This window comes from Pseudomonas sp. TE3911 (assembly GCF_054062775.1).
The window spans coordinates 6,420,343-6,433,057 of the sequence record NZ_JBSSFP010000001.1 but is presented as its reverse complement, the minus strand read 5'-3'; the positions used below and the strand labels follow the sequence as shown (position 1 = coordinate 6,433,057).

Annotated in this window: 11 protein-coding genes and 2 tRNA genes; all 13 read right to left on the bottom strand. The window is 56.5% G+C overall.

The genetic code is table 11. The features are described from left to right. Positions 1-167 precede the first annotated feature (167 nt). Positions 168-2,273, bottom strand: a complete 2,106-nt coding sequence (gene pnp, locus ACVWXD_RS29395) for a polyribonucleotide nucleotidyltransferase (protein ID WP_457371566.1) — start codon at positions 2,271-2,273, stop codon at positions 168-170. Positions 2,274-2,469: 196 nt separating this feature from the next. Beyond that, positions 2,470-2,739, bottom strand: coding sequence for a 30S ribosomal protein S15 (gene rpsO, locus ACVWXD_RS29390; RefSeq protein WP_003177875.1), 270 nt, complete (start codon positions 2,737-2,739; stop codon positions 2,470-2,472). A gap of 115 nt (positions 2,740-2,854) precedes the next feature. Further along, positions 2,855-3,772, bottom strand: a complete 918-nt coding sequence (truB, locus tag ACVWXD_RS29385; protein WP_032884721.1) for a tRNA pseudouridine(55) synthase TruB — start codon at positions 3,770-3,772, stop codon at positions 2,855-2,857. A gap of 3 nt (positions 3,773-3,775) precedes the next feature. Next, positions 3,776-4,171, bottom strand: a complete 396-nt coding sequence (gene rbfA, locus ACVWXD_RS29380) for a 30S ribosome-binding factor RbfA (protein WP_003176137.1) — start codon at positions 4,169-4,171, stop codon at positions 3,776-3,778. A 159-nt stretch (positions 4,172-4,330) separates the two neighbouring features. After that, complete coding sequence (gene infB / locus ACVWXD_RS29375; protein WP_032884720.1) at positions 4,331-6,856, bottom strand: translation initiation factor IF-2; 2,526 nt, start codon at positions 6,854-6,856, stop codon at positions 4,331-4,333. Between the two features lie 27 nt (positions 6,857-6,883). Next, complete coding sequence (nusA, locus tag ACVWXD_RS29370) at positions 6,884-8,365, bottom strand: transcription termination factor NusA (protein WP_003212187.1); 1,482 nt, start codon at positions 8,363-8,365, stop codon at positions 6,884-6,886. A gap of 47 nt (positions 8,366-8,412) precedes the next feature. Then, positions 8,413-8,871 (bottom strand): ribosome maturation factor RimP, encoded by a 459-nt coding sequence (rimP, locus tag ACVWXD_RS29365; RefSeq protein WP_032884784.1) that lies wholly within the window; start codon positions 8,869-8,871, stop codon positions 8,413-8,415. A gap of 140 nt (positions 8,872-9,011) precedes the next feature. Next, positions 9,012-9,088: transfer RNA gene (locus tag ACVWXD_RS29360), tRNA-Met, on the bottom strand. 96 nt (positions 9,089-9,184) lie between these two features. Next, a tRNA-Leu gene (locus ACVWXD_RS29355) sits at positions 9,185-9,270 on the bottom strand. A 22-nt stretch (positions 9,271-9,292) separates the two neighbouring features. After that, complete coding sequence (gene secG, locus ACVWXD_RS29350) at positions 9,293-9,676, bottom strand: preprotein translocase subunit SecG (protein WP_010206600.1); 384 nt, start codon at positions 9,674-9,676, stop codon at positions 9,293-9,295. A 4-nt stretch (positions 9,677-9,680) separates the two neighbouring features. Further along, entirely contained in the window at positions 9,681-10,436 is a 756-nt protein-coding gene (gene tpiA / locus ACVWXD_RS29345) for a triose-phosphate isomerase (RefSeq protein ID WP_032884719.1), read from the bottom strand. A 66-nt stretch (positions 10,437-10,502) separates the two neighbouring features. Further along, entirely contained in the window at positions 10,503-11,840 is a 1,338-nt protein-coding gene (gene glmM / locus ACVWXD_RS29340; RefSeq protein ID WP_032884717.1) for a phosphoglucosamine mutase, read from the bottom strand. Between the two features lie 16 nt (positions 11,841-11,856). Then, on the bottom strand, positions 11,857-12,708 hold the full coding sequence (folP, locus tag ACVWXD_RS29335; protein ID WP_032884716.1) for a dihydropteroate synthase: 852 nt from the start codon (positions 12,706-12,708) through the stop codon (positions 11,857-11,859). Positions 12,709-12,715 lie beyond the last annotated feature (7 nt).

Genomic DNA, 12,715 nt, shown 5'->3' with positions numbered 1-12,715 from the left:
ACAATAATGCTAATTTCCGGAATCGTGCAACTTGCATGAAGCCCATCATGCCTGCATGCAAGTTGCGGCTTTTGCAGAGGGCTAAACGGCTGATTTCACTTCACTTTCCCTCGCCCATAAAAAAAGGACCCCGAAGGGTCCTTTTTTTCAGCATAAGCCAGGGGTAATTAAACGCCCGAAGCCTTAGCTGCTGCTACGTCTTTGATGGACAGCTTGATGCGGCCGCGGTTGTCCACGTCCAGCACCAGCACTTCCACTTCCTGACCTTCTTTCAGAATGTCGGTCACTTTCTCAACACGAGCGTCGCTCAACATGGAGATGTGAACCAGACCGTCTTTGCCCGGCAGGATGTTGACGAATGCGCCGAAGTCGACGATGCGCTCAACCTTACCGACGTAGATCTTGCCGATCTCGGCCTCAGCCGTGATACCCAGAACGCGCTGACGTGCTGCCTCAGCCGCTTCCTTGGTTTCGCCGAAGATCTTGATCGAACCGTCGTCTTCGATATCGATCGAAGCCTTGGTTTCTTCGCAGATCGCACGGATGGTCGCGCCACCTTTACCGATAACATCACGGATTTTGTCGGTTTCGATTTTCATCGCGATCATGGTCGGAGCATTTTCCGACAGCTCGGTGCGAGACTGACCAATGATCTGGTTCATCTGGCCGAGGATGTTCAGGCGCGCTTCCAGGGCTTGGCCCAGAGCGATCTCCATGATTTCTTCGGTGATGCCTTTGATCTTGATGTCCATCTGCAGCGCGGTAACACCTTTAGCGGTACCGGCTACTTTGAAGTCCATGTCGCCCAGGTGGTCTTCGTCACCCAGGATGTCGGTCAGGATGGCGAACTTCTCGCCTTCTTTAACCAGACCCATGGCGATACCGGCAACCGGTGCCTTCATCGGCACACCAGCGTCCATCAGTGCCAGGGAAGCACCACAAACGGAAGCCATGGAGCTGGAACCGTTGGACTCGGTGATTTCCGACACAACACGGATGGTGTAAGGGAACACGTCAGCAGCAGGCAGCATGGCCTGAACCGAACGACGCGCCAAACGGCCGTGACCGATTTCGCGACGACCAGCGCCGCCCATACGACCACACTCGCCCACCGAGAACGGAGGGAAGTTGTAGTGCAGCATGAACGGGTCTTTTTTCTCGCCTTCCAGGGTGTCCAGCAGTTGTGCGTCACGGGCAGTACCCAGGGTCGCGACTACCAGAGCCTGAGTTTCGCCACGGGTGAACAGTGCCGAACCGTGAGTTTTCGGCAGAACACCAACTTCGATATTCAGCGGGCGCACAGTGCGAGTGTCGCGACCGTCGATACGTGGCTTGCCGTTAACGATGTTCTCGCGAACGGTGCGGTATTCGATTTCACCGAATGCAGCTTTGACTTCGCTGGAAGATGGCTGACCTTCTTCGCCCGAAAGCTTGGCAACAACCTGGTCCTTCAGCTCGCCCAGGCGAGCGTAACGGTCGGCCTTGACGGTGATGGTGTAGGCGTCGGAAATGGCGGCGCCGAACTCGGAGCGGATAGCGCCCAGCAGTTCGGTGGCTTCGGCTTGCGGAGCCCAGGCCCAAGTAGGCTTGGCGGCTTCAGCAGCCAGTTCTTTAACGGCGTTGATCACAACCTGGAATTCGTCGTGAGCAAACAGTACAGCACCCAGCATCTGGTCTTCGGTCAGCTCTTTAGCTTCCGATTCAACCATCAATACGGCTTCCGAAGTACCGGCAACGACCATGTCCAGGCTCGATGCTTTCAGTTGCTCGTAAGTTGGGTTGAGCAGGTAGCCGGTGCTCTCGTGGAAAGCAACGCGGGCAGCGCCGATAGGGCCATCGAAAGGAATGCCGGAGATAGCCAGGGCAGCCGAAGTACCGATCATCGCAGCGACGTCCGGGTCGGTTTTCTTGCTGGTGGAAACGACGGTGCAGACAACCTGCACTTCGTTCATGAAGCCTTCTGGGAACAGCGGACGGATCGGACGGTCGATCAGTCGGGAAGTCAGGGTTTCTTTCTCGGAAGGACGGCCTTCACGCTTGAAGAAACCGCCAGGGATCTTACCGGCAGCGTAAGTCTTTTCCTGGTAGTGAACAGAAAGAGGGAAGAAGCCTTTGCTCGGGTCAGCGGTCTTGGCGCCAACAACGGTCACCAATACGGTGACGTCGTCATCAACGGTAACCAGCACTGCGCCGGAGGCTTGACGGGCGATACGGCCTGTCTCAAGGGTAACGGTCGACTGACCGAACTGGAATTTTTTGATAACCGGGTTCACGGTGTCCTACCTTCTTTGTGGCTCTTGGGGAACTTGTTTTCTTACGAAATTCTTGGGCAATGTCGGGAATCGGCCCAACCCTTGTCCAGGGGGTAAAACGTGTATCCAGATAAAACTTGAGGCTGGGAGCCTACCATGGGCCAGCGGGAATCCCACTGACACACGGCAGACAACCAACCTCTAGCGCAATCGCTTATTAGCGACGCAGACCCAGGCGACCGATCAGAGTCTGATAACGACCCAGATCCTTGCCTTTCAGGTAATCCAGCAGCTTACGACGCTGGTTTACCATGCGGATCAGACCACGACGGGAGTGGTGATCTTTACCGTTGGCCTTGAAGTGACCTTGCAGCTTGTTGATGTTGTGGGTCAGCAGTGCAACTTGCACTTCTGGCGAACCAGTGTCACCAACAGCTTGCTGATAGTCAGCAACGATTTGTGCTTTTTCTTGAACGTCGAGAGCCATGAGGCAATCCTTTTTTCAGGAAACCACCCAAAGGGCAGTCTCAACAGGCCAGGGACAAATCCCTGTATCTAAAAATGAGTGTTGACCGTGCCTGTTAACAGCCACACTCGTTCGGTCATTCTGACCGAATCAGTCTACGTGGCGCGATGCGCCCGTCTTCGCTCACTTCACCGATACCGATAAAGCGACCGTTATGATCCTGTACTCGCACCATGCCGAACTTAGGGGCATCCGGGGCACGTACCGGCTGGCCGTTAAGCCAGTAGAACGCGCTGTGCTCCGAGAAGTGCAGCAATGGCCAATCCAGCAAACCACTGTCCGATGGCATCAGGAAGCGATCAACCGCTTCATTGCCGCCTTCGGCGTGTACCGCTTCCAACTCTTCCAGCGTAACCGTCTGGGCCAGGCTGAAAGGTCCGGCCTGAGTGCGTCGCAGTTCTGCGACGTACGCGCCGCAACCGAGCTGTTCACCAATATCTTCCACCAGGGTACGGATATAGGTGCCTTTGCTGCAGTCCACGGCCAGTCGTGCGGTTTCACCCTCACAAGCGAGCAATTCCAAGCGCGCAATAGTAACAGAACGCGGTTCACGCTCCACTACTTCGCCGGCACGTGCCAGCTTGTAAAGTGGCTGCCCGTCACGCTTGAGAGCCGAGTACATCGGCGGTATCTGACTGATTTGCCCACGAAAAGCGGGCAAAGCGGCTTCGATATCAGCACGACCAACGGTCACGTCGCGAACCTGTAAAACATCACCTTCAGCATCCGCTGTGGTGGTGGTCTTGCCCAGTTGCATCAGGGTTTCGTAACCCTTATCGGAATCAAGCAGGTATTGCGAGAACTTGGTCGCTTCGCCAAAGCACAGCGGCAGTACGCCGGTGGCCAGTGGGTCGAGGCTACCGGTATGCCCGGCCTTCTCGGCATTGAGCAGCCAGCGGACCTTCTGCAACGCCGCATTGGACGTAAAGCCAATGGGCTTATCAAGCAGAATGATGCCGCTGACGTTGCGACGGATACGTTTGACCTGAGCCACCGCTTACTCCTTGGCGTCTTCAGGTGTGGACGGATGCTGGCTGTCTTCAGCCACGGCGCGCTCGATCAATGCAGACAAGTGCGCGCCACGCACGACGCTTTCGTCGTAGTGGAAGTGCAACTGCGGAACACTGCGCAGCTTCATTTCGCGGGCCAACTGCATGCGCAGGAAGCCGGCAGCCGAGTTGAGCACTTTGATGCTTTGTGCGATTTCTTCGCTGTTGTCCTGGCCCATCACGGTGATGAAAATCTTGGCGTGACCCACGTCACGGCTCACTTCAACAGCGGTGATGGTGACCAGGCCAACGCGTGGGTCTTTGACTTCGCGACGGATCAGTTGGGCCAGCTCGCGCTGCATTTGATCGCCGATACGTTGGGTACGGCTGTATTCTTTTGCCATGTCTTGTTACCTGTTACTGCCACACGGTGAAACCCATGGGGTCTGAAAGCGGCAAACGCCCGGCCTGACAAAAGCCAGACCGGGCGTTGCGTTTAGAGTCCGTACGCTGCGCGAGGCATTTGCATGCCCACACGCGGCGTGGCTCCGGAAGTGCGCGAGTTAGAGGCTGCGAGCAACCTGAACCTTCTCGTAGACTTCGATCTTGTCGCCAGCCTTGACGTCGTTGTAGCTCTTGACGCCAATACCGCATTCCATGCCGGCACGTACTTCAGAAGCGTCATCCTTGAAGCGGCGCAGGGATTCCAGCTCGCCTTCGAAGATAACGATGTCTTCACGCAGTACACGGATTGGACGGTTACGGTACACAGTGCCTTCGACAACCATGCAACCGGCGATCGCGCCGAATTTCGGCGAACGGAACACGTCACGTACCTCGGCGATACCCAGGATATTCTCCCGAACGTCACTGCCAAGCATGCCGGTAAGGGCTTTCTTGACGTCTTCGATGATGTCGTAGATGACGTTGTAGTAACGCATGTCCAGGCCTTCCTGCTCGACGATCTTCCGTGCGCCAGCATCAGCACGCACGTTGAAACCGAACAGTACAGCGTTGGAAGCCAGTGCCAGGTTGGCGTCGGATTCAGTGATACCACCGACACCGCCACCGACAACACGCACTTGCACTTCATCGTTACCCAGGCCATTCAAGGCGCCGTTCAACGCTTCGAGAGAACCACGAACGTCAGATTTAAGGACGATGTTAAGCGTCTTCTTCTCTGCCTGGCCCATGTTCTCGAAGATGTTTTCCAGCTTGCCAGCGTGAGCGCGAGCCAGTTTGACTTCACGGAACTTGCCTTGACGGAACAGAGCCACTTCACGGGCTTTCTTCTCGTCGGACAGCACGCTCATCTCGTCGCCAGCGTCCGGGGTACCATCCAGGCCGAGGATCTCGACAGGGATGGAAGGACCCGCTTCTTTGATTGGCTTGCCGTTCTCGTCGAGCATGGCACGTACACGGCCATAGTTCGAACCGACCAGCACCATATCGCCTTGGCGCAGGGTACCGTCTTGAACCAGCACGGTCGCAACCGGGCCACGACCTTTGTCGAGACGCGATTCAACCACAACGCCACGACCTGGGGCCGATGGAGTTGCTTTCAGTTCGAGTACTTCAGCTTGCAGCAGGACCGCTTCGAGCAGTTCGTCCACGCCAGTACCGACTTTCGCCGAAACCGAAACGAATGGCGTATCACCGCCCCACTCTTCAGAGGTCACGCCGTGAACCGACAGTTCGCTGCGGATGCGATCGAGATCGGCGCCCGGCTTGTCGATCTTGTTCACGGCAACAACCAGAGGAACACCAGCGGCTTTTGCGTGCTGGACAGCTTCAATGGTCTGCGGCATCACGCCGTCGTCCGCTGCAACAACCAGGATCACGATGTCAGTCGCCTTAGCACCACGGGCACGCATTGCGGTAAACGCGGCGTGACCTGGGGTGTCGAGGAAGGTGACCATGCCGCGCTCGGTTTCAACGTGGTACGCACCGATGTGCTGAGTGATACCACCGGCTTCGCCAGCAGCTACCTTGGCACGACGAATGTAGTCGAGTAGCGAAGTCTTACCATGGTCAACGTGACCCATTACGGTCACGACTGGCGCACGGGAGAACGTCTCACCTTCAAACTTCAGGGATTCTGCCAGGGAATCTTCCAGGGCGGTGTCGCTGACCAGGGTCACTTTGTGGCCCAGTTCTTCGGCTACCAGTTGAGCAGTTTCCTGATCAAGCACCTGGTTGATGGTCGCTGGAGTACCCAGTTTGAACATGAACTTGATGATTTCAGCAGCCTTGACCGACATCTGATTGGCAAGATCGCCAACAGTGATGGTCTCGCCAATCTGCACATCACGCACGACAGGACCGGTTGGGCTCTGGAAACCGTGGGCGTTGCGCTTCTTCAGCTTGGCCTTGCCGCGACCACCGCGACGGAAGCCATCGCTTTCTTCGTCGGTAGTACGTGGGGCAACGCGTGGAGCAGGCGCTTTCTCTTTGACCGAAGCACGATGCGGAGCGTTTTTGCGCTCGCCATCGCCACCACCACCGCGACGATTGTTATCGTCGGCACGTGGTTTGTCCGGACGACGAGGTTCCTCACGCTTACGGGCATCAGCAGCAGGTGCTGGTGCAGCGGCAACCGGAGCGGCCTCGCGCACAGCTTCCACAGGAGCGCTAGGCGCGGCGACCGCATCAGCCGAAGCAGTTTGCGCAGCAGCAGGCTGGCGACGCGCTTCTTCTTCGGCGCGACGCTTGGATTCTTCTTCAGCCTTCTGACGAGCAGCATTATCTACTGCGCGACGTTCATCCAGTTCACGCTTGCGCTCGGCTTCAATTTCTTCCGGGCTGCGCTGTACGAAGACTTTCTTCTTGCGTACTTCAACGCTGATGCTCTTGCTACCAGCAACACGCAGGGTGCTGGTGGTTTTGCGCTGCAATGTAATCTTGCGCGGTTCTTCCACTTTCGCCTTGTGGCTGCTCTTCAAGTGAGTCAGCAAAGACTGCTTCTCACTATCGCTCACACCTTCATCGGCGGCGGTGTGCGGCAGACCTGCCTCACGCATCTGCTGCAACAGGCGCTCTACCGGTGTTTTGACCTCATCGGCCAGTTGTTTCACCGTGACTTGCGTCATGCACTTCTCTCCTCAGGCCGCGCCTAATTACTCGAACCAATGGGCTCGGGCGGCCATGATCAACTTGCCGGCACGATCATCGTCAATGCCGTCGATGTCGAGCAGATCGTCAATAGACTGCTCGGCCAGGTCTTCGCGGGTAATTACGCCGCGCACCGCCAGTTCCATCGCCAAATCCTTGTCCATACCCTCAAGCGAGAGTAGGTCTTCGGCCGGATGGGCGTCTGCCAGCTTTTCCTCAGTAGCGATGGCTTTAGTCAACAAACGATCCTTGGCCCGAGCGCGAAGCTCGTTGACGGTGTCTTCGTCAAAGCCGTCGATGTTGAGCATTTCTTCCAACGGTACGTAGGCAATCTCTTCCAGGCTGGTGAAGCCTTCATCTACCAGCACCTGTGCCAGGTCTTCGTCGACTTCCAACTCGTCAATGAAGTTGCGCAGGATGTCACCGGTTTCAGCTTGCTGCTTAGCCTGGATGTCCGATTCGGTCATCACGTTCAGGGTCCAGCCGGTCAATTGGCTGGCCAGACGCACGTTCTGACCACCACGACCAATGGCCTGAGCCAGATTGTCTGCGCCAACGGCGATGTCCATTGCATGGGCATCTTCGTCAACGATAATTGCCGCCACTTCAGCAGGCGACATGGCGTTGATCACGAACTGCGCCGGGTTATCGTCCCACAGGACGATGTCCACACGCTCACCGCCCAATTCGCCCGACACTGCCTGGACGCGCGAGCCGCGCATACCGATGCAAGCGCCTTGCGGGTCGATGCGTTTGTCCTTGGAACGGACCGCGATCTTGGCGCGCGAACCCGGGTCGCGGGACGCAGCCATGACTTCGATCAGGCCTTCGGCGATTTCCGGCACTTCGATACGGAACAGCTCGATCAGCATTTCCGGCGCGGTACGCGACAGGATCAACTGAGGGCCACGGTTCTCGGTGCGGATTTCCTTGAGCAGCGCACGCAAACGCACGCCGACACGGAAGGTTTCGCGAGAGATGATGTCTTCGCGGGCCAGCAACGCTTCGGCGTTGTTGCCCAGATCGACGATCACATTGTCGCGGGTAACTTTTTTCACAGTGCCGGAGATAATTTCTCCCAGCCGCTCGCGATAGGCGTCAACGACTTGAGCGCGCTCGGCTTCACGAACCTTCTGCACGATGACCTGCTTGGCGGTCTGTGCAGCAATGCGGCCGAACTCGATGGACTCGATCTTTTCTTCGACGACATCACCAACCTGGGCGCCTGGGTGCGTTTCGGCAACCTTGCTTGGCCAGGTTTCGATGGCCGGATCATCAAGATCGGCTTCTTCGACGACCGTCCAGCGACGGAAAGTCTCATAGGCACCGGTGTGGCGGTTAATTTCCACACGCAGATCAACTTCGTCTTCAAAACGCTTTTTGGTAGCAGTGGCCAGAGCCAACTCCAGCGCTTCAAAAATCACGTTTGCCGGTACGCCCTTTTCATTGGATACCGACTCAACAACCAGCAGTACTTCTTTGCTCATCGTACGCCTCGCCTTTCGCAAGCCATTGGATCCGCGGGATCCGCGTCTCAGTCAAAACTGGGAATAATGTTGGCCTTGTCGATCATATCGATCGGCAACAGGAACTCATGGTCTTCTACCTGCACCACGACATCCTGTTCTTCTACACCGCGCAGAAGGCCCTGAAAGTTGCGTCGTCCTTCAAAAGGAGATCGCAGCTTGATCTTCACTTGTTCACCGGCAAATTTTGCAAACTGATCAATAGTGAACAGTGGGCGTTCCATGCCTGGCGAGGAAACTTCGAGGGTGTATTCAACGGAAATTGGATCTTCAACATCCAGCACACCGCTGATCTGACGGCTGACAATGGCACAATCGTCCACCAGCACACCGCCCTCTTTATCGATATAAACGCGCAACATTGAGTGGCGACCTTGAGCCGAAAACTCAACACCCCAGCATTCATAGCCTAGGGCCACGACCACCGGGGCCAACAAGGCCTGCAACTCTTCTAGCTTGCTCGACACCTGAACCCCCTCGTGCATGTATGTGCATGCTGTGCAAAATAAAAAAATGGGCGAAACGCCCATCCTTGAAACGCCGTCGAACAGCGGCGTTGAAAGTGTCCAGCTAACAAAAAGCCCCTTAAAAGGGGCTCCGCTAAAACTGGTTGCGGGGGCCGGATTTGAACCGACGACCTTCGGGTTATGAGCCCGACGAGCTACCAGACTGCTCCACCCCGCGACAAAGCTGGGGCGGAAGTATACGACCGATCCCTTACAGGGTCAATGTAACCTTCCACCTACAAGAAAGCCCGCAACAGCGGGCTCTCCTGATAATTGGTACCGAGAAGGGGACTCGAACCCCTACACCCTATGGGCACAACCACCTCAAGGTTGCGTGTCTACCAATTCCACCACCTCGGCAATACAGCGCTCACAACCCTTCTTACTTCTGCTCTTGAGCTGGAGGTACGTCAGTCGCTGGAGTAGCCGACTTCTGCTCTTGAAGCACCGGGACATCATCAGAAGCCGGTTTTGCTTTTGGTACTTCCAACACTGCTGGGTTTGGCAAACCTACTTGAGTCAGCACATGAGCTTTCTCTTTAGCAAAGTAACCTAACCCTAAGCTGGTTATGAAGAAACCGGCGGCAAGTATAGCAGTAAACTTACTAAGAAAGGTAGAGGAACCTTGGCTTCCGAATACAGTATTTGAAGCACCTGCACCAAAAGACGCACCAGCATCCGCACCTTTACCCTGTTGCAACAAAACCAGGGCAACTACGCCCAGGGCTGCCAACAGATGAAAAACGACTACGACTGTTTCCAGCATTTTTTCAGTTTCCCGCGGCGCGACAAATCGCACCGAACTCATCTGCATTCAGGGAAGCTCCACCAATGAGCCCCCCATCGATATCCGGCATGCCGAACAGTTCGACCGCATTGGCCGCCTTCACGCTGCCGCCGTATAGAAGCCGCACACCTTGTGCGATTTCAGAATTCTCTGCCGCTAACTGCGCACGGATGGCTGCGTGCACATCCTGCGCCTGTTGCGGTGTAGCAGTCAGCCCGGTGCCAATGGCCCAGACCGGCTCGTAAGCAATTACCGCCTTTGCGAAAGCACCAACACCCAGCTCCTCGATGATGCTGCCAAGCTGACGCGAGACAACCTCAAGAGTCTTGCCAGATTCACGCTGCTCAAGGGTCTCCCCAATACACAGCACCGGAATCAAGCCACAAGCCTGTGCAGCTGCGAACTTGCGATTGAGTGTTCCATCACGCTCGCCCATCATCTGACGGCGCTCGGAGTGCCCAACAAGCACATAGGAACAACCCGCATCAACCAGCTGACTCGGTGCAATCTCACCGGTCAACGCACCTTGCATGGCTTCCACCGCAGAATTCTGCGAGCCGACCTGAATCGACTTACCTTTCAAGCCATCAACCACTTGGGTGATATGCAAGCAAGGCGGGAACACCGCGATGTCAACACCGCTAGGCAAGGCCAAGTGACGAAGGCCATTGATCAGCTCAGCGACACTGGCGCGGGTACCGTGCATCTTCCAGTTACCAGCTACCATAGTGCGACGCATGCTGTACCTCGTCGGTCAAAGTGGGCGCAGATGTTACCCAACCACATCATCACTGGCAAGCCGAATTCAGGCGCAAACTTCAGTTACCAGTTTTGCCAGGTCTTCGGCGTGGCCGCGAACCTGTATTTCATCGTCACCTTCGACCATAACGCGCACCAAAGGCTCTGTGCCGGACTTACGTAGCAATACCCGTCCACGACCAGCCATTGCCAGGGTCGCGCGCTCGCAAGCCTCTTTGACAGCAGGGTGGTCGATCGGGTTTTCTCCACCTGCGAAACGCACGTTAAGCAATACTTGCGGGCATTTGCGCAAAGCCTGACGAGCCTGAGCCAGGCTCTCTTCGCGGCGACGCAAAGCCAATAGCACCTGCAACGCAGCAATAATCGCGTCACCGGTGGTGGTGTGCTGGAAGCACACCACGTGCCCGGAGTTCTCACCACCTACCTGCCAGTTACGCTCCAGCAGCTCGGCGATCACATATCGGTCACCGACATTGGCGCGAACAAAAGGAATACCCAGGTCTGCCAACGCAAGCTCAAGCCCAAGATTGCTCATCAGCGTACCGACGACACCGCCTTGCAGCTTGTTGCGCTCATGCAGGTCGCGGGCAATGATAAACAACAGATCATCGCCATCGACCACGGCACCCGTGTGGTCAACCATCAGCACGCGGTCGCCGTCACCGTCGAAGGCAATACCGAGGTCGGCATGCTCGGCCAGGACAGCAGCTTGCAGCTGCTCCATATGGGTCGAGCCGCAGTTCTCGTTGATGTTCAGTCCGTTGGGCTGAGCCGACAGCACAGTCACGTCTGCGCCCAGCTCCTTAAATACGCTTGGCGCGACTTTGTAGGTCGCACCATGGGCGCAGTCGACGACAACCTTCAGGCCGGCAAAGTTGGTACTGGTTGGCACACTGCTCTTGCAGAACTCGATATAACGACCGGATGCGTCATTGATCCGCGACACCTTGCCCAGCTTGCTGGACTCGACCACGGTCATCGGCGCATCCAACAGCTCTTCGATCATCAACTCAATCTCGTCCGGCAATTTGGTGCCCTGCCCCGAGAAAAACTTGATGCCATTGTCGTCATGAGGGTTGTGCGAGGCGCTGATCACAATACCTGCTTCAGCGTGAAACGTACGCGTCAGGTAAGCGATCGCCGGAGTCGGCATCGGGCCCAGCAACATCACATCAGCACCTGCGGCGGACAAGCCAGCCTCTAGCGCAGACTCAAACATGTACCCGGAAATCCGGGTGTCCTTGCCCACCAGGATGCGGCATGCGCCCATGCTGCGGAACGCCATGCCTGCCGCCCAACCCAGCTTGAGCATGAAATCTGGAGTAATCGGAAACTCGCCGACCCGACCACGGATCCCGTCGGTGCCAAAGTATTTTTTTGTCATAAGTGCTCCATCATTCTTATTCGGCAGATTCTACAGCGGCAATCATGCGCACCACATCCACGGTTTCTGCAACGTCATGCACACGCAAGATGCGTGCGCCTTTGGTCACTGCAAGTGCCGCCAGTGCGAGGCCACCATACAACCGCTCACCCACCGGACGGCTCAATGCCAGCCCTATCATGCTCTTGCGCGATACACCGACCAACAGGGGCCGACCAAGGGCATGCAAGGACTCCATGTGTTTGAACAAACTTAAATTGTGTTGCAGGGTCTTGGCGAAACCAAACCCCGGATCAAGGATGATCCTTTCCGGCGCAATACCTACCGCAGCGCATTGGGCAACGCGTTCTGAGAGAAAACCACTCACCTCACCAACCAGGTCATCATAGTGCGGACTGTCCTGCATATTGCCGGGCTCACCCAGCATATGCATCAAACACACCGGCAAACCGGTAGCCGCAGCTGCATCCAGAGCGCCGTCGCGCTGCAGGGACCGCACATCGTTGATCAAGCCGGCACCTAATCGCGCAGTCTCACGCATCACGGCCGGGGTGGAAGTATCAACCGAAATAATCACATCCAACTCTCGAGCGATGCGCTCGACAATCGGCGCCACGCGCTCCAACTCTTCCAGAGGAGAAACAACGCGAGCACCAGGCCGAGTTGATTCACCACCGACATCAATCAAGGTCGCGCCGGCCGCCACCATGGCTTCTGCGTGACGCAGTGCAGCATCAAGTTGGCTGAAGCGGCCACCATCGGAAAAGGAGTCAGGGGTTACATTAAGAATGCCCATAACATGTGTATGGGCCAAATCAAGAACCCGGTTGCCGCAAGGCAACCGGGGGGAGGACGAAGCAAAAGTCATTTCAAAC